Annotated in this window: 18 protein-coding genes and 1 tRNA gene; 3 read left to right on the forward strand and 16 right to left on the reverse strand. The window is 61.8% G+C overall.

Annotation, left to right across the window (positions count from 1 at the left end):
• Window positions 1-584: 584 nt before the first annotated feature.
• From ACOGXC_RS05910 to ACOGXC_RS05970, 13 genes are all read right to left on the reverse strand, one after another.
• A complete protein-coding gene (locus ACOGXC_RS05910) occupies window positions 585-827 on the reverse strand; it encodes a hypothetical protein (RefSeq protein WP_419919777.1) in 243 nt (80 codons plus the stop codon).
• A gap of 133 nt (window positions 828-960) precedes the next feature.
• Window positions 961-3,144, reverse strand: a complete 2,184-nt coding sequence (katG, locus tag ACOGXC_RS05915) for a catalase/peroxidase HPI (protein WP_419919778.1) — start codon at window positions 3,142-3,144, stop codon at window positions 961-963.
• 42 nt (window positions 3,145-3,186) lie between these two features.
• Complete coding sequence (locus tag ACOGXC_RS05920) at window positions 3,187-3,630, reverse strand: Fur family transcriptional regulator (RefSeq protein WP_419919779.1); 444 nt, start codon at window positions 3,628-3,630, stop codon at window positions 3,187-3,189.
• A gap of 121 nt (window positions 3,631-3,751) precedes the next feature.
• Window positions 3,752-4,903: an ABC transporter ATP-binding protein gene (locus ACOGXC_RS05925; protein WP_419919780.1), complete on the reverse strand. Its 1,152-nt coding sequence runs from the start codon at window positions 4,901-4,903 to the stop codon at window positions 3,752-3,754.
• Between the two features lie 36 nt (window positions 4,904-4,939).
• A complete protein-coding gene (locus ACOGXC_RS05930; protein ID WP_419919781.1) occupies window positions 4,940-8,350 on the reverse strand; it encodes a hypothetical protein in 3,411 nt (1,136 codons plus the stop codon).
• 17 nt (window positions 8,351-8,367) lie between these two features.
• Entirely contained in the window at window positions 8,368-9,216 is an 849-nt protein-coding gene (locus tag ACOGXC_RS05935) for a glycoside hydrolase family 16 protein (protein WP_419919782.1), read from the reverse strand.
• A gap of 134 nt (window positions 9,217-9,350) precedes the next feature.
• Window positions 9,351-10,220: a carbohydrate ABC transporter permease gene (locus tag ACOGXC_RS05940; RefSeq protein ID WP_419919783.1), complete on the reverse strand. Its 870-nt coding sequence runs from the start codon at window positions 10,218-10,220 to the stop codon at window positions 9,351-9,353.
• Window positions 10,217-11,158, reverse strand: coding sequence for a carbohydrate ABC transporter permease (locus ACOGXC_RS05945; RefSeq protein ID WP_419919784.1), 942 nt, complete (start codon window positions 11,156-11,158; stop codon window positions 10,217-10,219). The genes ACOGXC_RS05940 and ACOGXC_RS05945 overlap by 4 nt, the downstream gene beginning before the upstream one ends.
• A 68-nt stretch (window positions 11,159-11,226) precedes the next feature.
• Complete coding sequence (locus tag ACOGXC_RS05950; RefSeq protein WP_419919785.1) at window positions 11,227-12,627, reverse strand: ABC transporter substrate-binding protein; 1,401 nt, start codon at window positions 12,625-12,627, stop codon at window positions 11,227-11,229.
• Window positions 12,628-12,810: 183 nt separating this feature from the next.
• A complete protein-coding gene (locus tag ACOGXC_RS05955; protein ID WP_419919786.1) occupies window positions 12,811-13,839 on the reverse strand; it encodes a LacI family DNA-binding transcriptional regulator in 1,029 nt (342 codons plus the stop codon).
• 203 nt (window positions 13,840-14,042) lie between these two features.
• Window positions 14,043-15,698 carry an AMP-binding protein gene (locus tag ACOGXC_RS05960; RefSeq protein ID WP_419919787.1) on the reverse strand — a complete coding sequence of 552 codons (1,656 nt, stop codon included), beginning with the start codon at window positions 15,696-15,698 and terminating at the stop codon, window positions 14,043-14,045.
• On the reverse strand, window positions 15,695-16,663 hold the full coding sequence (locus ACOGXC_RS05965; protein ID WP_419919788.1) for a DNA-processing protein DprA: 969 nt from the start codon (window positions 16,661-16,663) through the stop codon (window positions 15,695-15,697). Before ACOGXC_RS05965 ends, ACOGXC_RS05960 begins: the two co-directional genes overlap by 4 nt.
• A complete protein-coding gene (locus ACOGXC_RS05970; RefSeq protein WP_419919789.1) occupies window positions 16,660-18,789 on the reverse strand; it encodes a RecQ family ATP-dependent DNA helicase in 2,130 nt (709 codons plus the stop codon). Before ACOGXC_RS05970 ends, ACOGXC_RS05965 begins: the two co-directional genes overlap by 4 nt.
• 492 nt (window positions 18,790-19,281) lie before the next feature.
• Here ACOGXC_RS05970 and ACOGXC_RS05975 point away from each other — a divergent pair, with 492 nt between their 5' ends.
• Window positions 19,282-19,509 carry a hypothetical protein gene (locus ACOGXC_RS05975; protein WP_419919790.1) on the forward strand — a complete coding sequence of 76 codons (228 nt, stop codon included), beginning with the start codon at window positions 19,282-19,284 and terminating at the stop codon, window positions 19,507-19,509.
• Between the two features lie 264 nt (window positions 19,510-19,773).
• Here the strand turns inward: ACOGXC_RS05975 and ACOGXC_RS05980 are convergent.
• From ACOGXC_RS05980 to secG, 3 genes are all read right to left on the reverse strand, one after another.
• Window positions 19,774-19,858, reverse strand: a tRNA-Leu gene (locus ACOGXC_RS05980).
• Between the two features lie 52 nt (window positions 19,859-19,910).
• A complete protein-coding gene (locus ACOGXC_RS05985) occupies window positions 19,911-21,038 on the reverse strand; it encodes an acyl-CoA dehydrogenase family protein (protein ID WP_419919791.1) in 1,128 nt (375 codons plus the stop codon).
• 7 nt (window positions 21,039-21,045) lie between these two features.
• On the reverse strand, window positions 21,046-21,279 hold the full coding sequence (gene secG / locus ACOGXC_RS05990; protein WP_419919792.1) for a preprotein translocase subunit SecG: 234 nt from the start codon (window positions 21,277-21,279) through the stop codon (window positions 21,046-21,048).
• Window positions 21,280-21,729: 450 nt separating this feature from the next.
• Between secG and ACOGXC_RS05995 the strand changes: the two genes are divergently transcribed.
• Window positions 21,730-22,731 (forward strand): M23 family metallopeptidase, encoded by a 1,002-nt coding sequence (locus ACOGXC_RS05995; protein WP_419919793.1) that lies wholly within the window; start codon window positions 21,730-21,732, stop codon window positions 22,729-22,731.
• 89 nt (window positions 22,732-22,820) lie between these two features.
• Window positions 22,821-24,686 (forward strand): flavin-containing monooxygenase, encoded by a 1,866-nt coding sequence (locus ACOGXC_RS06000; RefSeq protein ID WP_419919794.1) that lies wholly within the window; start codon window positions 22,821-22,823, stop codon window positions 24,684-24,686.
• Window positions 24,687-24,706: the final 20 nt, after the last annotated feature.

The following is a 24,706-nucleotide window of genomic DNA, read 5'->3' on the forward strand; positions in this document are numbered from 1 at the left end:
ATGACAAAGTAACCCCAGCACTCGAAGGAACAACCACCACCTCCGGCACAACCTCAACCCCATCAACAGCCCCCTCACCCGAAGAGCCTTGCGCCGCCAGACCCTGAGGAACAACTGCCACAGCAACCCCACCTGCCAACAACGCCACCAACAACAAACACCTGCGAAAACACGCTCTACTCATCAATCAGTCCTCCTAGGGCTGAAACTCACTCAGCTCCAACCTTACCCCCCCCCCCCCCTCCCGAAGTCAAGCCTACCCACGATATTTCTCCTACCGGTCGCTGGGCCTCCATCGAGTACAACTCACCGAAGGCGCGATACCAGCCCTCCGGGACGAACAGGGCAACGATCTCATCCGGTTCGTTACGGCGGCATCAGGGGTGAGGTTGCCGGCATCGCACCCGTCGGCTGCGGTCAGCGTGGAAGGGTCATCACGGTACTCGCACGGGAGCACGAAAATGGGTGGCGCGGCTGTCCAGCCCGAACCGGTGATGGCGAACTCCGTACCGCCGGAAGCTTCCACGTGGCTCGGTTCGGCTCCAGGATGTCGTTGCTGTTCAGAACCTGTACCCAGGTGGCCATCAGCCGCTCGGCGGAGATCGCGTGGTTGAACAGGCACCCCCCGACCGGTCGTAGACCGACTGGGGCAACACCCCCGATTGGGCGTAGGCGATGCGCTCGTGCTGCTCGGTGACGCACAGCACGGTCTCCGCGGCCATCCCGCCGACGAACACCACGATGAAGGCCTCGTCGTCCTCGGTCGCCTGGATGCAGGCCGGCTGCTGGTCGGTGGCCGTGGCCCCGATCACGATCAACACCCTCACCGTTCGTAGCACTACGATCCCCTCTCATTGGTGGCACCGCCGCGGGCGGCCACAAATTGATGTTTACCGGGGGCCGAGCACTTCAAAGGCGTTCATGCAGGCAGCCCAACGGTTTCCCGCTGTTTTTTGGGGGTTAGCGCAGGTCGAAGCGGTCCAGGTGCATGACCTTGGACCAGGCGGTGGCGAAGTCGTTTACGAACTTATGCTCGCCGTCGCTGGCGGCGTAGACCTCGGCGATGGCTCGGAGCTGCGAGTTGGAGCCGAACACCAGGTCGGCGGCAGTGGCGGTCCAGCGAAGTTCGCCCGAGGTTCGGTCACGACCCTCGTAAACTTCGGCCTGGTCGGCCGACGGCTGCCACCGGGTGTCCATGTCGAGCAGGTTCACGAAGAAATCGTTGGTGAGCGCCCCCGGCCGGCCGGTGAGGACACCGTGGCGAACCGAACCGACGTTGGCATCGAGGACCCGCATGCCCCCGACCAGCACCGCCATCTCCGGGGCGGTCAGGTTGAGCAGGAACGCCTTGTCCACCAGCAGTTCCTCGGCCGGCCGCTTGTGGAAGTCAGCCCGGTGATTGCGGAAGCCGTCGGCGGTGGGCTCGAGCACGGCAAAGCTCTGAACGTCGGTCTGTTCCTGGCTGGCATCGGTCCGGCCCGGCGAGAAAGCAACCTCCACCTCGTGTCCGGCATCGCCGGCGGCCTTCTCCACCGCGGCGCAACCGCCGAGGACGATCAGGTCGGCCAGCGAGACCTGCCGGGCTTCCCGGGCGTTGAAGTCGGCCTGGATCCGCTCGAGAGCGCTCAGCACGGGGTGGACACCGGCCAACACGTTGACCTCCCAGTCCCTTTGAGGAGCAAGCCGGATGCGAGCTCCGTTGGCACCGCCCCGCATGTCGGTGCCCCGGAATGTGGAGGCCGAGGCCCACGCCGTTGCCACCAACTGGGCCACGGACAGTCCCGACTCGAGGATCATGGTCTTCAGGGCGGCGGTATCCGCCTTGGTGATCGCTTCGCCACCGGCGGCGGGAACCGGGTCCTGCCAGATCAGCTCCTCATCGGGAACCTCCGGGCCCAGGTAGCGGGACACCGGCCCCATGTCGCGGTGGGTGAGCTTGAACCAGGCCCGGGCGAAGGCATCGGCCAGCTCATCGGGGTGGGCGTGGAAGCGGCGTGAGATGGGCTCGTACACAGGGTCGAATCGCAGCGCCAGGTCGGTTGTGAGCATCACCGGTGCATGCCGCTTGGAGGGATCGTGAGCGTCGGGCACGGTACCGTCGGCGGCTCGATCGGTCGGTCGCCACTGGCTGGCCCCGGCGGGGCTCTGCGTAAGCTCCCACTCGTAGTTGAACAGGTTGTCGAAGAAACCGTTGTCCCACCTGGTGGGATCGGTGGTCCACGCCCCCTCGAGACCACTGGTGATCGTGTCAGCACCGGTACCGGAGCCGAAGGTGTTCCTCCAGCCCAGCCCTTGCTCCTCGAGGGCGGCCCCCTCGGGTTCGGGGCCGACATAGCTGTCGGGGGCCGCTCCGTGCATCTTGCCGAAGGTGTGACCGCCGGCGATCAGGGCCACGGTTTCCTCGTCGTCCATTGCCATGCGGCCGAAGGTTTCCCGGATGTCGATACCGGCGGCAACCGGATCGGGGTTGCCGTTGGGCCCCTCGGGGTTCACGTAGATGAGACCCATCTGGACCGCGCCCAGCGGGGTCTCCAACTCGCGGTCCCCCGAGTAGCGCTCATCACCGAGCCACTCGCTCTCGGTGCCCCAGTTGACATCCTCCTCCGGGGCCCAGATGTCCTCGCGACCTCCGCCGAAACCGAAGGTCTTGAGGCCCATCGACTCCAGGGCCACGTTGCCGGCCAGGATAAGAAGATCGGCCCATGACAACTGGCGGCCGTACTTCTGCTTGATCGGCCACAGCAGCCGCCGGGCCTTGTCGAGGCCGGCGTTGTCGGGCCAACTGTTCAGCGGCGCGAACCTCTGCGCCCCGGTTCCCCCACCCCCGCGACCGTCACCGATCCGGTACGTGCCGGCGGCATGCCAGGTGAGGCGAACCATCAACGGTCCGTAGTGGCCGTAGTCGGCCGGCCACCAGTCCTGGGATTTGGTCAGCACGCCGACGATGTCCCGCTTCACGGCGGCCAGGTCGAGGGACTCGAACTCGGTGGCGTAGTCGAAGTCCCCACCCATCGGATCGGCTTCGGCCGAGTGCTGGTGCAGGATCTTCAGGTTCAACTGCTCGGGCCACCACTGTTCGGTGGCCGATGCTGCCTTCACGGTGTTGGCACCCGAGAACGGGCACCGGTTCGCTTCTTGTGACATGGGATTCTCCTTACGGATGATGGATGTTATGGATGGATGGGTTCATAAGGCCGAGGATTTCGGCGCTTCGGCGAGGCACCGGGGGCATCGGCCCCAGTAGATGACCTCGGCCTCGTCGATCTCGTAACCGGAGTTGTCGGCGGCGGTGAGGCAGGGGGTGTACCCCACCGCGCAGTCAACATCCACCATGCAGCCGCAGGCCCGGCAGATCAGGTGGTGGTGGTTGTCGCCGACTCGGTCCTCGTAGCGCGCCGGGGATCGGGCCGGTTGTATCCGGCGGATCAGTCCCCGGTCGGCCAGCATCCCCAACGAGTCGTACACGGACTGGCGGGATATGGCGCCGATCTCGTGGTGGACGGCTTCGGCCACATCGTCGGCGGTGCTGTGGGGTTGGGTGGCCACGGCACGCAGAACCGCGAGCCGCTGAGCAGTGACCTGAATACCGCTCCTGCGCAACAGATCAGCAGCGGGTTCTCCGGGGGCCATGACCCCATACTGCTACTGATATTGGACTAAGTCAAATTATATTAGCAATCCAATTTAAGTTTTCTCCTTCTGATGATTCCCCACTGGGATCCAACCGGGTGCGGTTTTGTATGGGCCGGGATCAGTCCCAGATCGAGGTGTGGCCGTCGGGATCGAAGAAATGGAGATTCCCAACCTTGACCGTGATATCGATGATCTCACCGGCGCTGCATCTGCTGCGGGGATCCAAACGGGCTACGGCGTTGTTGTGGCGGGTGTCATCGCTGGGGTCGGGATTTCCGGGGTCAGCCCTTGTGGCATCGAGCAGGAAATGGATGACGATCTCGTTGCCCAAAGATTCGGTCAACTCCACAGTGCAGCTCATGGTCGTGCCGCTCGGCGGAGTCGGCCCCAACGATGCATCCTCCAGATCCTCGGGCCTCACCCCCACGATCACGTTCTGGCCCCGGTAGCGCTGGAGAGCGGGCCGCTGCTCGAAGGTTGAGGTCGGCAGCGTCAACTCGTGCGATCCGAGCCGGAGCCGGTGATCCTCCAGCGAGGCTTCGTAGAGATTCATCGAGGGCGAACCGATGAAGGCGGCCACGAAAACGTTATTGGGCCGGTCGTAGAGCACTTGGGGGGTGTCGATCTGCTGGAGTACCCCGTCTTTGAGAACAGCCACCCGGTCGCCCATCGTCATCGCTTCGACCTGGTCGTGGGTGACGTAGATGGTCGTGACTCCCAACTGCCGCTGGAGCCGGGAGATGTCGGCTCGCATCTGGACCCGGAGCTTGGCATCGAGGTTCGACAGCGGTTCGTCCATCAAGAAGGCGGCGGGTTGCCGCACTATTGCTCGACCCATCGCCACGCGCTGGCGCTGCCCGCCGGATAGCTGGCTCGGTTTCTTGTCCAGTTGTTCGGACAGCTCGAGCATCTGGGCGGCCTCGATGACGCGTTTGGTGACCTCCTTTCTCGGGACCTTGGCCAGCTTCAGTGCGAATCCGATGTTCTCCCTGGCGGTCATATGCGGGTAAAGCGCGTAGTTCTGGAAGACCATGGCGATATCGCGGTTCTTGGGTTCAACATTGTTGACCACCCGATCGCCGATTCGCAGCACGCCGCTGGTGATCTCCTCGAGGCCCGCCACCATTCTCAAAGCGGTTGATTTGCCGCAGCCGGATGGCCCGACGAGTACCAGGAACTCCCCGTCCTCGACCTCCAGGTTGAGGTTGTGGATTGCCTGGAAGTCATTGGGGTAGACCTTGTCCACCTGCTGGATCGTTATCGATGCCATTGCCTCAACTCCTTTTCGGGGCTGCCAGTTCGGGGCTCAACTCGTACTGTGAGCTGAGATCCCCGGTTGTAACCACACGTCAACCCTGGTGATCGCGCCCTTTCGGGCAAACAACGCCCTGCTGGTTTCCCGGTCCAACCGGTCATCACCGGTGACCACCTCTCCATCGGTATGGGTTGCATGGGTCAGCAGCTCTCCATCTCGGCGGTGGTAGACGATCGGGATTCCACAGTAAGTGAAACCCAAAGTGTTGGCCTCAAGGGCCTGACCCGGCCCGAGCGGTGCCCATGGTCGCGGCTCGGTCAGGAACTCCTGGTTGGCGAGAAAAATGGGTTGAAAGCGTACGGAACCGGCTTCTACTCGCACCCCGAGTTCACCCCACCGCAGAAGAACGCCTTCCTTGGCCGCACCGGTTGGTCCGGGCTGCTGCGCACCGGAGTGGGCCGGAGTGTGCGAATGGGGGTCGAGCGGGAACGCCCCGTGGTTGGCAACGGTTTTCCTGTCCCCGAGGCCGGCCCTTATCCGGCGGTAACGTTCGATCATCCCGGTCACGAGGGCCACGTCGTCACCCGAGTCAACCGCGGCAAAAATACGTTCCTGCAACGCGAGCAGCAGTTTGGCCACCATGTGCCAGTAGACCGACCCGAGCCCCTCGTACCGGTACATGGTCTGGGATCGGCCGGTGAAGGCCCAGTGGTTGAACACGGCCTCGTAAGCATCCATGATCTCGGCGCGGTCGAGCGGCAGCGATGCATCCAGTTCATCGAGAGCGGCTGTGAGATCCCGAGCGCAGCGGAGGTGGCTACCAAATCGCACGATGCCGTTTATGTCGCGGCTCACGATCCCGGTATCGGCATCCAGGAGGCTCGACACAACAGGGCCGATCATTGTGTTGGGAACCCGGTTCTTGTGCAAAAACGGTGGGCGCGGGGTGAACGGATAGAGCAGGAAGGAGGCCTGATCGGGCCTATAGAGCCTGCTCCTGAACAAGTTGTCAACGAGTTCGATCACCGAGTTGGGGTCGGTGGCCGAAGAACCCAGTGCAGCCACCTGGCCTTCGAGCATGAGGTAGAGCCTCTCCGAGTCGGCGGTGTTCGGCCCGAGTCGGAGCAAGCGGTAGGCATCCACCAGCCCGTCGGGCCGTCGCGCCGTATCGGTCACATTGTCCAGATGGGGCCGGACGGCGTGGATGAAGCTGCGGAGTTCGTCCACACCGACCGGGGCGGCTTGCCCCGGGGAGTGGCCGTATACCCGTGATCGGTACCGGCTGGCGGCGGTTCCCAATCGATCCATCAGCCGCCGGCGGGTTACGGCGGTCAGCGAGCCCAGCGGACCCAGCGGACCCGTCAAATCGGTATCGGCGGGGTCGGCATATGCCGAAAAGGCGGCATCCAGATCGCGGAGCCAGTCGATAACCGGCAGCCCGATCGGCACCTGATCCCCCGGTGATCGCTCCAGAATCCCATCGATGAAAGCGAGGTAGTCACGAAGATGGAATACCGTCACCACCGATACGCCATTGCCAACCAGGGCGTTGTTGGCATCGTTCCATTCGGGTCGTTGGGTATTCAGCCAGATTCCCGCGCCGGGAACCAGGTTGGAGAGCTTCGCCAGCGCAGGTACGAGCAGTTTCTCGGCCAGTGACGCGTGGTGCACCTGGCCGTCGTTTGTCAGCACGAGCTTGCCGTCCGAGCCCATTGCGGCCACCCGGAAATCTATCCTGGCTTGCTCGCCATGGTCGAACTCCAGGGTGTACTTGGGGTCCTCGAGGATTGTGTCGTAGGGAAGGATCCGGTACGGCACGTTGGCATACGAGAAGGCCGGGTTGGGCAGCATTTTTTCGAGTAGTCCGGGATGGAAGCGATGCACGGCATCGAGCAGCCGGTGCAGGTAAACGATCTGATGATCACCCCAATAGCCGAAGTTGGACCAACTCCCCTCTTCGGGTGTCTCCCATTCGATTCCCTGACTGGTGATCCGGTACGGGTTGTACCCATCCATCGTGGATGCGTTGAGGAACTTGGCCACCACCGGCTCGGCATATCCCGGAAAGCTGCGAATCAGCGCTTCCCAATTCTGGAAGATGTCCCGCCAGTTGCCCTCGTACTCGAGGGAAACCGTTCCTCCGGAGGGCCAGCTTCCTATGTTGAAGCTGTTCCACGGCCGGCTCGGATCGCCGTGGCGGCGACTGAGCGCCAGAGGGAGGTACTCGTTGAGCAGGCGGGAAAGGTCAATGTCGCCTGCCACCGCGTCGCGAAGCACGTCACGCTCCACCGTGGGGTCCAGAGCTTTGACAAGGGGAGCGAGCCTGGTACTCGCAGCCCGGTTTCGCGATGCCACGAAGCGGCTGAAGTCGTCGATCTCCAGGCGGTGGCTGTCAACGGGCACACCACCTCGCATGCAGTTGTAAAGCACGTTGGTGAAATGGCTGACGACTGCTCGACGATCCCCGGTCTCCTGCTGGGCATCGGCTGACGCGACAAGATCGATCAATCCGGAACTGGTGGTGTCCGCGGCCGCAGCCACCTCGGCCTCCGGTGCTGTCGAGCTGCGAAGCCACCGGAGGAGGCGAACCACGGCGGCATGGTCCTGGCCCACATCGGCGACCATTGTCCACCGCAAGGGCGAGGAAGCATCCAGACGGGCTCTCGTCGAGACGAGAAAAGCCCCCTTCCTACCGGTAACAAGGTGCTCGGGCTGGATATTTTCTCCAGAACGGAAGCTGCGAATCTGGCGCTCGGACAGGGCCGTGGTCACGTTCTCCAGTCCGGCTGACCACACCACCGATGCCCTCAGGGATTCCGCGGGGTCGGGCTTATCGGTTATCAGGGCCTCGAGTGTGAAAAGCGCCAGACCCGACTCGGAATCCAACTCCGAGCGGCGGTATGCATCCACCAGGGAACTGGATAACTTTTGGGTCGAGAGTTCGACTCCGGCAGGGAGCACATCGATCAATCCGTCAAGCAGATCCACCTCCACCGCTTGCTGGGGACCGTCGAAGGCCAGCTCGCAGGTTCGGATCAGGCCGAAATCCACCGCTGATGACCATGTGTAGCAAAAGGTGAGCCCCAACGCCGGATTGTGTTCCTGGAAGCGCAGCCGGTCGCCCTGGGATGTCTTGGCGATGGATCTGTGGACCTTTCCCATCGGGGTGTGCTCGGCAAACGGTTCCCAGGCTTCGTCTATTCCTTCGACACGAATGAGGGTGAAAGGGCCGGTTTTTCCACCGCTGCGGTGCAGGCGGTCCTCCGTTTCATAAGGAAAAAGTGCGTTGTCGGCACGATGCCGTCCCGCGGTGATCGCCCCCGAACTCGAGGCGAAGAGCCACTGGTCGTGAGGAGCGATTACGTTGATCAAAAACGGGTCGAGGAGGTCGTAGTTATCAATCCTGTACCACTCGAGGCCGTCCTCCACGCAGAACTCCCCCACCGGCCTTACCCCGGACATCGAGCCCCCGGACACCGCTAGGCCCCGGATTCCGAGATTGGCCGGTAGACGCGCACATGGTCCACGTAGAGGTTCACCGGAAACTCCACATCGAGGCCGATCGGGCCGGGGAACTGGCCGCCCACCGCAAGGTTCAAAATGAGAAAGAACTCGTGGTCGAATACCCACTCACGCTTGCCCACAACATCTCTGGTCAGGGTGTGGTACAGCTCGCCGTCGTAGAACCAGCGGATTCCCTCCGCGTCCCATTCGATGGCATAGGTGTGGAAATCATCGGCGATGTCGTAATCCCGGCGGTTCCACTTGGTGAAGCCGAGTGCCCCCGAATAGCCCGGACCGTGAAGCGTTCCCATGATGAGGTCGGGCTCGCGGCCGAGGTACTCCATGATGTCTATCTCCCCGACGAAGGGCCAGTGGTTGGTCGGATCGGCGGAGTGCCGGTCGAAATGAGCACCGAGCATCCAAAACGCCGGCCACAATCCGGCACCGGCGGGAACCTTGATTCGAGCTTCGAATCGGCCGTACCGGAACTCTTGCAGCCCCTGTGTCTTGAGACGGGCAGATGTGTAGTACGAGTTCTCGAAGCGCTCCTGGCGGGCTTCGATCACCAGCAGACCGTTCTCGACCCGGGCGTTCTGGGGGCGGGAGGTGTAGTACTGCGCCTCCCCGTTTCCCCAGCCCCAACCGCCAATGTCGTAAGTCCAGTTGGATGGGTCAATGGTGTCGCCGTCGAACTCATCGTGCCAGACCAGTTCCCACCCCACCCCCGGATCGATCGGTACGGGAGTAGGGGCGGCAATCGGTGCAGTGGTCGGCACCTCAGTCGGGGTGATGCTGCTGGGGCTGGGCACAGGCGATACCTCCACACCGACCGCCTGGGTTGATGCCCGGGTTGGTGCCTGCTCCGGTACAGCTTGCTGCTCAGCCCCGCAACCGGTCGCCAAAATGATGCAAATCAGCGTTATGATACTCATGGCTTTGGTGCTCATATCGACTGCGGTCAACCTTTCACTGCGCCGGCGGTCAGGCCAGAGATTATGTATCGCTGCAAGAATAAAAAGAGCAGGAGCATCGGCATCATCAACATGAGCACAGCGGCTGCCAGAGGCGGCCAATTGCTGCCATACAGTCCCTCGAAAACGATCAAACCGCGCGTAATCGGATAGAGGTCATCATTGGTCAAGTAAATTGTCGGTAGAATCAACTCATTCCATATTCCAATGGCATGGAGCACCGTCACGGTAGCAATAGCAGGCCGAATAAGAGGCATTATTATAGTGAAAATAAACCGGTAGTACCCGCAACCGTCCACCGCAGCCGACTCGTCAAGTTCTCTCGGAATGGATTTTATATAGTTAACCAAAATGATTATACCTATAGGGTTCACAAGAAAAAGCAGGATGTAGCCAGTTCTAGTGTTGAAAAGGCCCAGGTTCAAAATTAGTTGGAACTGAGGGATCAGTGCCGGTGGTAGGAAAAGTGCGATGAGGTACAAAGTCAGGATGAGCTTGGCTCCCTTGAAATATCCACGGGCTATTGGGAAGGCAACCAGCACCGAAGTGATCACGCATATTGCCGTAGCTATCCCCGTGTACAACGCGGTGTTGAGAAGGTAGCGGGGAAAGTTGGCCAACTCCCAGGCAGTGGTAAAGTTTTCAAAACCGAAACCCTCTGGCCAGCCGGTTGGGTTCCTGAAAAACTCCGGAAGCGATTTGAACGAGGTGAGAACCAGCATCAGCAGTGGACCGATGTATAGAGCAGTAAACACCAACAAGACTACATAAGAAGCAACCTTACCTTTTTTCGGCATTTTTTTTGCACCTAATCGTTGTTTCGGTGTCTTGAGTGGCTTTTTTGCAATTATGGTCATGATAAGTACTTCTTCTCACGGCGGGAAACTAGGAAATTGGCTGCCAGCGCGATGAACAGCACCAGCATGAACAAGGCTATCGAAGCTGCTGCGGCGTAACCTTGGCGAAAGGCTGTGGTCACTGAGCCTGATGTTTGCCCAAACCCCTCGGCAAATACTAGATATCCCAGTACTTGACTGCCCGGTCGGTAACCAATAAGTACAAGGAATAGCTGCCATGCTTGTAGAGAACCAATGATGTTGAGGAGAAAGTTAGTGTTGGCTGCTGGGGTCAACAACGGCCAGGTGACGTTTTTGAAAACCTGCCAGCCGCTGGCACCATCAATCCGGGCTGCTTCGTACAGACTATCTGGTATTGTTTGCATACCTGCAAGGAAGATCACCATGGTTATACCGACGTTTGACCAGATTTGAACGACGATAACCCAAGCAAAAGCCTGGTTGGGTTGGCCGCCCAGAAACTCGGAGGTAACTCCGAAGAATTCAAATACTTCCGCCGCAGGACCCCCTCGTGGCAGGAGGAACAACTTCCAGATCAGTCCCTGAATTGCCACCCCGAGGATAACAGGCATAAAAAAGATCGTCCGGAAGAAGGCCGTGCCCTTCAGCCGGCGGTTCAGGAGCACCGCAAGCAAGAGCCCCAGCACGAACTGAATAGTGGTGACGAAGAAACAGAAGTAGAGCGTTCGCTTGAGCGCATCGATGTTGTCGCGTGATGCTGCCCCGCGAAAAAGAAACTCATCGTAGTTCTCAAAGCCGACCCATTTGATGGGTATGCCCGTGATTCCTGTCGCATCGGTGAACGAGTAGACAGCGGTCGCCAGCGAGGGTCCAACCGCTATTACCAGGTAGAGCAGGAACCCCGGCAACAGCAGGACAATCGGGGCCATGCTCTTCCAGCCCCGGGCGAACAGGTAGTCCCGCTTGATGAACTGCATGCCTTCCCCCGCAATCCGCCGGGGTGCGGGCCCCACGCGGGGCCCGCACCATTCAGCGGTTGTGGTTTCTACTGGCTGGCGTCAAGTCCGGCTTGCAGGTCGGACTGAGCCTGCTCCGCCAGCGCGACTGGATCGCTCCACTCATTGAACGGCTGGAACCATGCCGCTGCTTGAGAGCCATTGGCCCACTGACCCGCGCCGGTGGGCGGAACCCAGTACTGCTCAAAGCCAACCTGGAAGTTCTTCAAGTATGGTGCGACTTCGGCACCAAGTTGGGTATTGAGGTTGGCAGTGGGCTGGGTGGGAATGAATCCGACTGCGTTGGCGAAAGCCTCGTAGTTGTCCGGCTCCGAAAACGCATCGAGGTAAGCCAGCGCGGCCTCCGGATGCGGTGTGTTCGCAGCTATGGCCCACCCCTGGTCGTACTTGCCGAACAGGTATTGGTTGTCCTCAGGGTTGTTGCTGCCCGGGAAGGGTATGTAGGCCCAATCGAAGTCCACACCGGCATCTTCGAGGGCGGGAGCCTGCCATACCCCGGTGGGCATCATTGCGACATCACCGGCAGCAAAGCGGGCCGGAGCGGCATCATGGGACAGGCCGGTAACCCCGTCCTCGAGCATCTCGGTGGCGTATACCTGCATGCGGCGGAACATCTCCACCGAACGCTCGTCGTCCCAGGTGATGTCACCGTTCCAAAGTCCCTCGACCAGCGCCGCCTGGTCGGGGTACATGGAGCCCAGCAAACCGTAGGAACCGACGAAGATAGGCCACCCGTCGGATCCACCTGCGGTCATGCAGGAGTTACCGGCATCCTTGAACGCCTCACATGCGGCCACGAGTTCATCCCAAGTGGTGGGGATCTCAACGCCGGTGGTCTCGAAAAGATCCAGGTTCAAGAACATGCCGCTGTAGGAGGTGCGGCCAAGATTTATCGCGTAAACCTTGCCATTGAGTGAACCGGCATCGGCGATGGTCGCAGCGTCGTAGTTGTCCACAAATGGCTGGCCGGTCAGATCCATCAACAGCCCGGCTTCAATCAAGGTCTGCCAGTTCGGCGGCGTTACATCGGACATGTAGGGCTGAGCGGCGTTGGCGAACCCGAAGATGTCGATGACATCAATGTCGTTGGCCGACAAACGGGTTTGAGTGGAAATACTCAGATCGCCGGCTTCAACCACCTGCATGTCGATCGAGATGTTGGGGTTGTCGTCCTCGAATGCTTCGTTGAACTGTTCCATGAACTCCACCATTGGTGGGTTCTGGTGCACGAGCACTCGTAAGGTGACATCCTCGGCCGGCTCCTCAGTGGGAGCCATCGGGTCGGGCGAGTCGGTGTCGCCCGGTTCGGCCGTGGCCGGGTTCGGTTCATCCGTGCCCCCCGTTGAGTCATCGTCGTTGCCGCAAGCGGTCGCGACCATAACCAGAGCGAGCAGGAGGACCAGCAGGTTTCTGATTACTGGGATTTTCATGGTTGTGTATCTCCTTTATAGGGGTTACGAGGGTTGGGGGTTTCTTGGCCAAAATGGCAAGAGCGTAGGGAGCGCTCGCAGCCTCTTGCGCAAGGAGGGGATCGCGCAATGGTTGGGAGCGCTCTCAACAAATTGTTCGGCAAAGCTAAGGGCTGAAAGGTGAGCAAAAGCCGATCTCATGATTTACATCCCGTTGGCGAGTCGTGACCCGCACGATTCACGTATGACCAGTTCGGTCGGGAATGAGATGCACTCGGGAACCGTGACAGACCCGTCAATAACCGATTTGAGTAATCTGACGGCGCGTTCGCCTACCTTGCTCACCGGTTGAGCTACCGAGGTCAGTGACGGAACGGTCTGATCGGGAGCAACCAGACCGTCAAATGACACCATCGCGATGTCTTTTGGACACGAGAGCCCGGCATCTCTTATAGCCCCCAACGCACCCACGGCCATGCGATCCGAGGCGATGAAGACGGCATCGGGTCGATCGGGCAGCAGATCCTCCATTGCTCTTCGGCCCGAGCTTTCCGTCCAATCCCCGGCTCGGACTCGATTTTCCAGGTTGAGTCCGGCTTCGGTGATGCCGTCCAGAAAACCTTTCCGCCGGTCAACCCCGGCGCTGGTGCTGGATGGCGCGGAGATGAGCGCCATGCGCCGGTGACCAAGCCCGGCCAGATGCAGGGCTGCCGCTCGGGCCCCTCCTCGGTTGTCGACATCCACCGAATAGACCGGTCCTCCGTCATCAGGTCGCCCGATGACTACGAAGGGCATGTTCGTACCCCGTAGGTAATCGATCAGCGGGTCGCCCATCTTGGTTGCAGTGACAATGACCCCGTCAACCAGACCTGGACTCACCACCCGCGAGATGATCGAGCTCTCATCGGGTACTTCTCCGAACAGGAACAGGGTCAAAGTCATACGCACTTCGTTCGTGGTCCTGCTGATGCCGTAGATGAGGCGACCGAAATACGGATCGTCAAAAAGAGTCTCCACCGCGCTGGGGATGACGAGCCCCAGGACATCGGTGCTGTTGGAGGCCAGGGACCGGGCCGCGGCGTGGGGACGGTAGCCGGTCTCGGCAATGACAGCCTCAACCCGCTTCTTGGTCTTGGAACTCACGTTGCGGTCGCCGTTGACCACGCGAGAAACGGTTGAGCGGGACACACCCGCTCTACGTCCGATCTCCTCCAGGTTCAGTCTTCGCTCCATCCATCCCCCCTGAGAGCGCTCCCACACCATATTGGCCTCGTACCTGCCTGTCAACCCCAAAATCTAGCTGGAAAAATTTCCCCGGCAATGGCCGACAGTATTCTGGGAGCGCTCCTAATTGGGAGCGCTCCTATTATGGAGTGGGATCAGCGGGTAACCGAAGCCTGCCTGGAGGGGCTCAGGGGGCCGCGTACTTCTTCGGCTCAGCCCGTTTTGGTCCGGTCGTGGGTTGTTGGGGACACGCCGCGCTCGCGCAGCTTGATTTTCTGTACCCGTTCCGACGGGGTCTTGGGGAGCTCATCGACCACCTCGATGAACCGGGGCACCGCGAACGCCGGCATGCGGGTATCGGCCCAGGCCCACAGTTCGGTCATATCGATCGGGCCCGAGGTAACCAGCCAGGCCATCACCTCGTCCTCGCCGGCCTCGATGTCGGCCTCGACGGCGACAACCGCGCACTCGGCGATGTCGGGATGGCCGAGCAGGGCCTGCTCGACCTCGTAGGAGGAGATGTTCTCGCCCCGCCGCCGCAGCGCATCCTTCAGGCGGTCCACGAAGTAGTACCAGCCGTCGGCATCGCGGCGCAGGCCGTCACCGGTGTGGAACCACAGGTTGCGCCACGCCTCCGCGGTCTTGTCGGGCATGTTGTAGTAGCCCATGGAACAGGTCCACGGGTATTTGGTGCGGATAACCAGTTCGCCCAGTTCGCCGGTGGGAACCTCCTCGTCGGTCTCGGGGTCCACCAGCCGGACATCGAACCAGTCCTCGACCGCCAGACCCGCCGCTCCCGGGGGGCGATCCTCCCCGTAGGGCGACAGGATGGGCATCGAGGTCTCGGTGAGTCCGAACACCTCAACGAACGCGTCCACCCCGAACCGGGCTTTGAACTCGTCGATGATCGAGTAGGCGGTCGGTGCCGCGAAGATGCACCGCAGATCGTTGCCGGCATCGTCGGGCCGAGGCGGCTGTTTCCACACGAAGTCCATCATCACGCCCAGAAAGTTCGTCACGGTTGCCCCGCAGTCGCGGATCTGATCGATCCAGCGGCTGGCCGAGAAGTGCGAGTGCAAAACGAACCGGGCTCCCGCCACCAGCGCCGGGTACGCGGCGAGGAACTGGGCATTGCCGTGGAACAGCGGTGTGGTGATCATGTAGGTGTCGGCATCGGTGAGGCGGGTGAGCGAGACGCACTCGTCCGCGAAGAAGTACATCTGCGCCTGGGGCATCATCACCCCCTTGGACGGCCCGGTGGTCCCCGACGTGAAGAAGATGGATGCCAGATCTCGGGGCGACGCTTCGACCGGTTCGACCGGCTCCGAAGCCTCGAGCGTGTTCCACAACTCGGCCTCCCAGCCCGCGTCGCGCAGCGTGGCTATGCCGGTGGCCGCGTCGGGGCCCGCCACCCAGAACCGCTGGATGGATTCGCAGGCTGCCCTGGATTCCACGAAGCGCTCGGCATACGAGCCGTCGATCACGGCCAACTTCGGACGCACCGTGGATACCTGATGCTCGAGGAACTGGCCCCGGTAGCTGGTGTTGATCGGAACCTCGACCATGCCCGCCACCTGGGAACCGAGCCAGGTGCGGATGAACATCGACGAGTTGGGCAGCATCACCAGCAGCCGCTCGCCCGGCCCACCCCCCGACGACAGCGTGGCCGCCACCCGGCAAGCCGCCTCGAAGATTTCGCGGTAAGTCCAGGTGCGCCCCTCCTCGGGACAATCCAGGTAGATGGCATCACCATGGCTCTGCGCCCGGTGAGCCAGCACCCGTGCGGTTGTCCAGGACTCACGATCAGCGAACGTGGGCCGGAGATCCCGGTAGGTGCGAACGGGACGGTTGGGTTCGGCCGGGCTCAAGTCTGAATGCCCGGCCCTAGGAGTGACTGTTGGGTTGCTTGCGTTGGCTGCACTGCCTCAGCTTCAGGATCGGTCACTGCTGCTTCGAGATCATCGATCGACGAGATCGCAAGTGCCCCTTTTTCGATGAGTTTTTCGTTGCCAGGACCTTGGCCGGGCCCTCGCCACACGCCCACACGCCCTGATCTCTGTTCCAAGGCTTTGCTGGCTCCGTACCAGGTTCCACCCTTCTCGAGATCGCTCGCGACAACCAGGGTGATGATGGATAAAGCGTAGATGAGCTTGTTTCTGCCCATCGCGGTCCCGCGGTGGAAGTGCGGCGCGTCAGGGTTGTAGGGCGTGCACATGACGGCGCGCCTTTCGTGAATGGCCCCTCGTACATCCGGAGACTTGAGTTTTCGCTCGAGCGCCCCAGCGAGGACACCTACGACAGTCCCGCCGGCATCGAGAGCGGCATACATGGCGAGCTCATCCACGCCTCTTGCGCCTCCCGATACCAACCCGTAGCCGAGTCCAGCGGCTAGCTGGGCTGCCTCCTTTGCCACATCGGCACCATCATCGCTCACATCCCGGCTGCCGACCACCCCAATCCCAGGACGCTGGAGCAGGTGAAGTTCGCCGGCTGCATAAAGAAGCGTGGGGGCCCTGGTTGCAAGCTGCTTGATAAAACGTTCTGGATAGCGGTCATCGAATGGGGTGAGCGTGCTGATGCCCGACTGCTCAAGCCTCTCGAGCTCGGAAGTCATATCCGTGGCTCTAGCGAGCAGGCGAACGATTCTGGCCGCGAACTCAGATTCAAACCCATGGCCCTGGGAGAGCTCACTCTCGGTCTGTCCAAGCAAGACACTCGGCTTGCCAATTTGGCTACACAGCTTCCAGTACTCCGAGGGCTTGAGCGGCTGCACTCCTTCATCAAAGAGTCTGCTTACAAGCAAGATTCTTGCCAGAGAATCGTCGCTCCTCACGTCAGCGACCTCCTCGCCGTGTCGGCCAGAGCGAACGGATAGACGTGCGAGACACCGGCTGCTCGGAGTTCGTACCCAATGACGGTCAATGTCCATCGAGAGTCGACGATGTCGTCCACCAGCAACACAGCCCCACCCGGTACCGGGGTAAATACCTTGAACGCCCCTCGGACGTTGCCGTACTGCTGCTGGCTGTTCTCCAGCGTCTTCTGCGGCTCAGTCTCACGAACCTTCACCACTACATCTTCGCAGGGCAAACCCAGGGATTCGGCCAGGCTCTCGGCAAAGTCCGGCACGAGGGTAAGGTTTCGCAAGGATGGAGCGTAGGTCACCCACGTAGGAGGCGGGTTGGGGCGCCAGCGGTTTCTGATGAGGTCGGCTGCGTCCCCAACGAGTCGGTCGTCGAAGTGTCCGTCAACTTGCTTGCCCGAGCGGACAAGATCGCTCCAACCCCCATCCCCCCATACTGAGAGGACTCGTCCGACTTCGAGCCGACGGTCTTCTGCGATCTTGGTTCCATCTGGCAGTTGCTTGAGCGGTTTGATCAGTAGCTCCGCCGAGCCTGAGCGCAAGTATCGCTCTGCCCTTTGCTCTTCCTCTGGCGAGGGCAAGGCCTTGAGGGTGTGGGCTGCATCGGAGCAGTTGTCACAGATGCCGCAGGTCTCACCGGCCGGGTCATCCAAAAACCTCGACAAAAGCTGCATCCGGCAACCCTTCGCACGTATGTACTGGCGCATTTGAGCCTGCTCTGTCCGTCGTAGGGCGATGACTGACCGAGCCCGTCTGTGATCGTAGGCCCAAGGTTTACTCGTTCGTCGCCACCCAGTGTTCTCGCTCTCCATACCCTCGCGCTTTGTGCTCTCACGCTCTACTGCCCCCTCCGCTTCCAGAGTCTTCAACAACTTCTCGAGTTCCTTCCACTCCACGTTGACCTCTTCCAGGATCTCCTTTCCTGACGTGAAATCAGGGCGATTCTCCAGGAAGGTCACAACCTGCTCGGCGAGATATAGGTCGGGAAATGCCGAACGAATGAAGTAGTCCTGTCTGTTGGTTTCCTCAGCCACGCTCAGCAGAATCCCTAAAGATTTTGGGAGTGCAGTACCAGCGCGGCCAACCTGCTGGTAGTAGGCAACCGGTGAACCAGGTGGTTGGTAGTGAATGACAAACGCGAGGTCGGGTTTGTCAAATCCCATCCCCAGTGCCGATGTCGCCACCACCACCTTGAGTTGGTTCGACAGGAGATCTTGTTCGATCCGAACCCGTTGCTCAGAATTGGTGCTCCCGGAATACGCGACCGCGGAGATCCCGTTGATCTGAAGCCACTCAGCGACTCGCTGCGTGTCCGCAACCCTCACGCAGAACACGATTCCGGTGCCCGGCAGCTTGGGGATCTGGTTGGCAAGCCACGCGAGGCGGGTGGCCTGCTCCGGCATTTCGAGGGCAGCGAGGTAGAGGCCGTCGCGGGCCAGCGGACCTCTGACCAGCGCTAGATCGGAACCGAGTTCGGACGTTATGTCATCGAGTACTCGCTTGTTGGCAGAGACCGTGCAACAGAGCACCGGTATACCAGTGGGAAGCAGATCCAGTACTCCTGCGAGTTGCCGGTAGGCCGGCCTGAAGTAATGACCCCAGTCGGAGATGCAGTACGCCTCGTCGATGACCAGCAGCCCGCTTCGACGACCAACCTCCGGAAGGATGTCGGAACGGAACTGCGGTTTGGCGAGACGTTCCGGCGAGATCAGGAGAAGATCAACCTCGCCTGCCTCGAGCTGCCACTCGATCTCCTTCCAGTCCTCATAGTTCTCGCCATTGATCGTGGCGGCCCGAACGCCCATGCGTTGCGCTGCCTGGATCTGGTTACGTATGAGCGCTAGGAGCGGTGACACCAAAAGCGTGGGGCCAGCGCCTCGGTCACGCAGCATTCTGGTCGCAATGAAGTAGACGGCGCTCTTGCCCCACCCTGTCCTTTGCACGAGGAGCATCCTTTGGCGATCCTCAACCAGTCCCCGAATCACCTCAAGCTGCCCATCGCGAAAGGTACTGCTCGCATCGCCAGTGAGCCTGCGCAGCATGGCCAGCGCCTCAGCAGCAAGAGAATCACTCATCAGCACGACGATCTCGGGCATCCGGACCTCGGGGTCAACTCCACGACACTCCCCATCGCTTGCCCCACCCCCTCAGAGTATCCCGTGAAGTCGGCCCACGCGGGAACTCCGGCTTATGGTAGTGGACATGTTGAGAGGTTTTCGTTACATTTAGATCTTATGAGTACGGCTGAGCTGGTCCGCAAGCGGGTTGAAGGCGCTCCGCAGCGTTCCTTCATCGAAATCGCTGAACTGCCAGGGTCTCGTCACGCCGTTGAGTGTGAGTTGTCTCGACTTCTCGCCAAGGGTGAGGTCACGAGGGTTCGTAGGGGCCTGTACTGGAAGGGGCCACGCACTCCGGTAGGTATGCCGCTACCTCCCGCTTTCGATGTTGGCATGGTGATTGCCGGACCTGGTGCCGGCCCGGCCAGCGTGTCCGCAGCCATGTTTCTTGGACTGACGACACAGGTTCCTGCTGTCGAGACGATCGCGGTCCCTGGGCGGGTCCCAACGCCTCCGGCTGGTGTTCGATTTGTGAGTCGGTCGATCGAGCGGCGTATCCAAGGTTTGGAGTTGGCTGAGGTTGCCGTTCTTGAGGTTCTTAGGGGCGGGCCCACGACCATCGAGACACCATGGACCCGTCTGGCCGGGGTAGTCATGCGTCTTGAACACGACACCCTGATTCGCCCCTGGCTGATCACCGAACAGCTTGCCCAAGAACACCACGTTGCCGCGCGCCAGCGTTGGGCCGAGCTGCATTGACCGACCCTAATCAGCGCCACCTGCGCGAGACTGTGGAAAGCGAACTGATCTGGCCTACAGCACCAGCATCATCGATCGCTGAGTGCTGCCAGCGCGTGTATGAGCTTGCCGAACTACTTTAGAGCGCACAATAGAGGGCTATGACCGGGTTGTGGGCATCGCTTTGTCCGAAGCATCGGTGGACACATCGACCCACAAAGCGCCCTGCAGGGGCGACCGGGCAGGCAAAAACGTAGCAGGACCCGAAGAGTGCACCAGCCAATGTGTCGGAGGGGGGACTTGAACCCCCACGCCCGTATTGGGCACTAGCCCCTCAAGCTAGCGCGTCTGCCAATTCCGCCACTCCGACGTGGATACCTGGCCGCCGGGGTCACCGGCGGGAAGGTCATCCTACTTCATGGTCACGGAGTTTTCGCAGTGGGTAACCGGGGAGCGCTGGGCAGGCCCAGTACCCGCTCGCCCAGGATGTTGCGCATCACATTGGAGGTGCCGCCCATGATGGTGTAGCCGGGGGAATAGCAGATGCCCCGGGTCCAGGGGCTGTCCAGCAGGGCATCCGGGCCCAGTTGGGTGGCGGCGAACCGGGCCACCCGCTGCTCGTGCTCGGTGCAGAACGCCTTGGTGGCTGCGCTGAAGTTGGTAGGGGCCTGTCCCATCGCCTCCCGGTAGACCAGCAGCCGCCCCACCCGGTACTCGCTCTCGAGCCGGGCGATCTGCTGGCGAACCCGCCGATCCTGCCGGTCGGCCCGGGCACAGGCGTGGTGAAACAGCGCCCGGTTGGACACCAGGCGGTCGATGCCCCCCCGCTCGTGGGCCAACTGCGCCATGGTCTGCTTGAAGGCATCCCCCTCGGTGCCCACCAGATTGCCGGCCGGCACCCTGACACCGGTAAAGAAGATCTCGCAGAAGTGCCGGTTGGAGATCATGTCGGTGATGGGATGCACCTCGATACCCGGGGAGTCCATGGGGACGACAATCTCGCTGATCCCCCGGTGGGGCGGCCCATCGTCGCCGGTGCGACAGATCAGGTAGCAGTAGTCGGCCACATGCCCGAAGCTGGTCCAGATCTTCCGACCCTCGATCACGAAGTCCGATCCGTCCCGCACCGCCCGGGTGGAAATGGACACCAGGTCGGAGCCGGCGTCGGGCTCGCTCATCCCGATGCACCACGTGGCCTCCCCCGACAGCATCTTGGGCAGGTAAGCCGCCTTCTGCTGCTCGGTGCCGTAGGCGATCAGGGTTGGCCCCATCTGGCGGTCGGCGAACCACATGGCGGCCACCGGGGCCCCGGCGGTGATCATCTCCTCGGCCACGATCAGCCGCTCGATGGGCGGCCGGGCCTGGCCCCCGTACTCCTTCGGCCATCCCATGCCGATCCAACCCTCACCGGCCATGACCTGGGCGAACTCCTTGGAGTAGCCGTTGATCCAGGAATCGTTGTGCCGACCGAACCGAGCCACTCCCTCGGCGGCCACCGCCCGCGCCCGGTCGCGCAGCTCCAGAAGGTCGGGGCTGAGGGCGAAATCCAACCGGAAGCTAGCTGGAGTCCAGCAGCAGGGCCAGTGCCAGGGTGCAGAAGGTGAAGATCAGGGCGGTGGAAATGGTCAACCGGTCCAGGTTCTTCTCGACCACCGTGGACCCCGCAGCCTGGGTCCCCAGCCCACCGCCGAACATGTCGGACAGGCCACCCCCCCGGCCACTGTGCAGCAGCACCAGAAAGAGCAGCGTCAGCGCGGAAGCAACATCTATCACCAGCAAAGCGATGGTCACGACGGGTAATCCTACTTGCTCAAAGCGATGGTCACAGTGGGCAATCCTACTTGCTCAACGCGATGGTCACGACGGGTAATCCTACTTGCTCAACGCGATGGTCACAGTGGGCAATCCTACTCCTACCGCCGGCCTGATCGGCCACCCGACAGGGAGGCTCCCTGCCGCCCGGTCCGCGGAATTGATGGGGCTTGTCTACCGCCCGGTCCGCGGAGTTAAGCGTGCGAAGCATTACTCTGACCTCAACTGCTGGATGCCCGACGGTGTCGAGGGAGATCGCTTGCTTACCGTTTCGATTGCTACTGGGAAACGCCCGTGAAACCGGGCCGCGGGTTGGTTCGTGGGGTTCGCCGGGGCTGGGGTGGTGTAGCGGGAGTTGCGGGCGTGGCGGGCCGCGGGTTGGTTCGTGGGGTTCGCCGGGGTTGGGGTGGTGTAGCGGGAGTTGTGGGCGTGGCGGGGCGCGGGTTGGTTCGTGGGGTTCGCCGGGGCTGGAACGCAACCAGGCAGGCTTTGGGAGGCTTCGGGCTACGCCGGACTCTGGGGGTGCTCGCAGTCCTAGGGGTTGCCTTCGGGCTGGGGATCGTGGTTTCTAGGACATGGATACCGGGTGGTTCCGGCAACGACGGGCGAACCGGCGATCCAACCGGCGATCCCCCGGCCGGCTCGGCAACAGTGGTTCCCGCTATCCCCCAGCCCACCCCCACGCCGACGACCACCCCACCACCAAGCGCCACCCCCACGCCGACGACCACTTCCACCCCTACCGCTACCCCCGCGCCCACCCCGACTGCCACCCCCGCGCCCAGCCCCACCCCGGTGTTCGTGGTTCTGGAGCGAGAGCCGCCCCCCTTCGAGCAGGCCCTGGAGTTCGCCACCACCCTGGCCCCGAGAACCTCGGTCCCCAGCGACTGCATGTCCCCACTTCCCCACCCCGCCCTGCTGCCCAACTCCTCCCGAAACTACCGCTCGGGAATCCACCAGGGGGTTGACTTCCGGTGTTTTGCCCGAGGCCACGAAGCGGTAGCCGCTCTCGATGGGAGGATCGTGGTGGTGGTCGGTGAGTACGCCGACCCCGATCCCAACGACCGGATACAACTGCTGGACATAGCCGCCCAGGTCGGCAACACCCCTCCCTACACGCTGTTGACGCTGTACGGGAACTATGTGGTGATCGACCACGGCATCATCTCCGGCGTGGGCCATGTCGTATCGATCTACGCTCACCTGGAGGAAGTGGACCCAAACATCAGGGTCGGCCAACTCGTGGAGGCGGGCCACACGATCGGCTTGATCGGGAACCGGGGAACCCATGCCGCCGCCAACGGTGATCTCTACGACGATCCCCACCTGCATTGGGAACTGCACATCGACAACCAGTTCCTCGGCGCCGGCCTCTCGGTCGACGAAACCCGAAAGGTGTACACCACCCTTTTTGCCCCACCCTCGGGCTGATACTCCTCCACCCTTTTTGCCCCACCCTCGGGCTGATACCTCACCGGCGGACTCAAGAACCCCCGCGCCGCTCTGCAAGACTTATGGGAATGGATTCGGAATTCATCAAACGGGCGGTGGAGTTGGCCGATCTGGACGCGGTGCGGGTGGCGCTTTATCACAACACCGACGATCCCGAGATCGAGGCCCTCCCCAGAGCCATTGAGCTCGACGACGGCGACCGGGAGCTGCTTATCGACAAGGCGGTGTCCTGGCTCGAGAAAAATGCCGGTCCGGGAATGCCCGAGGAACCCCCGCTCCCCCGCTTGCGCAAGCTCATGAACCTGGCCATGAAGGAAGAAATGGGCGACCTGGAGTTCGAGGCCCGCCAAGACCTGGCCGCCTTCAAACCCTTTCCCTGGACGGCCGGCTGGACGGGCACCAAACCCGATCTCCCCGAGGGCTTCAAGGTGGCCATCATCGGCAGCGGTTTCAGCGGGCTGGCCGCCGGCATCCAGATGGAACTGCTGGGAATCCCCTACGTGATCCTCGAGCGCCGATCCGAACCGGGCGGCACCTGGAGCCGGCACCGCTATCCCGACATCCGGGTGGACACCATCTCCATCACCTACGAGTTCGCCTTCGAGAAGAACTACCCGTGGTCGGAGTACTTCGGTCAGGGCCGCGAGGTTCTGAGCTACCTAACCCACATCTCCAAAAAGTACGGGATGCACGAGAACACCCGCTTCGACCACGAACTGAAGCGGGCAACGCTCGACGAGGGCCGCAACTTGTGGATGCTGGAGGTGGACACCCCGAAAGGCCCCGAAATCCTGGAGGCCAACGTGGTGATCAACGCGGTGGGGGCGTTTGCCAACCAGAGAACCCCCGACTTCGAGGGTTTGAACGATTTCCCGGGCCCGATCATCCACCCATCCCAGTGGCCCGACGACTACGACTACGAGGGGAGGCGCATCGCGGTGATCGGCAACGGTTCCACCGGCGTGCAGCTCTTGGCCCCCATTGCCGAAAAAGCCGAACAGGTTTACGTGTTCCAGCGCACCAAGCAGTGGATCAGCCCCCGACCCAAGTACGGCGACCCCATCGAACCCGAGATCAGGTGGCTGCTCGACAACTTCCCGGGTTACTGGAACTGGTGGCGCTACATGGCCATCGCCGCGCTCTTCAAGACCCACGACCAACTCGTTCCCGACGAGGAATGGCAGGCCAAGGGCGGCTACTGGAACGAGGTCAACGACCAGTTGCGCGCCTTTCTCACCAACTACATCCACGAGCAGACCGACCACCGTGAAGACCTCGTCGATAGGTTGGTTCCCGACTACGCCCCCTTCTCGAGGCGTCCGGTGGTGGATAACGGCTGGTACCGTGCGCTGACCCGCGACAACGTCGAACTGGTCACCGATCCCATCACCCGGTTCACTTCCCGCGGCATAGAGACGGCCGGGGGAACCCTCCATGAGGTGGACTCGGTGATCACCGCCATCGGTTTCGACATCGTGCAGTACCTCTGGCCCGCCGACTGGATCGGTAGGAACGGCCTCAGCGTGCACGACTTCTGGTCCAAGGACGGCCCCCGCGCCTACCTGAGCATGATGGTTCCGAACTATCCCAACATGTTCATGCTCTACGGCCCCAACTCCCAGCCCCTCTCGGGCGGCACCGGGCTGCCCATCTGGTACCAGGTGTGGTCAGGTTACGCAGCGCAGCTCATCGTGAAGATGCTGGAAGAGGGAAAGTCCAGCGTGGAGGTGAAGCCCGATGCTCACGATCGCTACAACGAGGCCCTGGATCAGGAGGCTTCCGAGCTCTTGCTGATGCAAGACATCGGGGCCCCGGAGAAGAACTACTACCTCAACCAGACCCACCATCGTCTCCAGATGAACGCCCCCTGGTACGGGCCCGAGTTCCACCGCCTCTGCACCGAGGTGAACTGGGAGGACATCCAGATCACCTGATCGGCTTCACCCGATCAAGC

Source organism: Candidatus Poriferisocius sp. (assembly GCF_965202595.1).
In the GTDB taxonomy this organism is placed as follows: domain Bacteria; phylum Actinomycetota; class Acidimicrobiia; order Acidimicrobiales; family Bin134; genus Poriferisocius.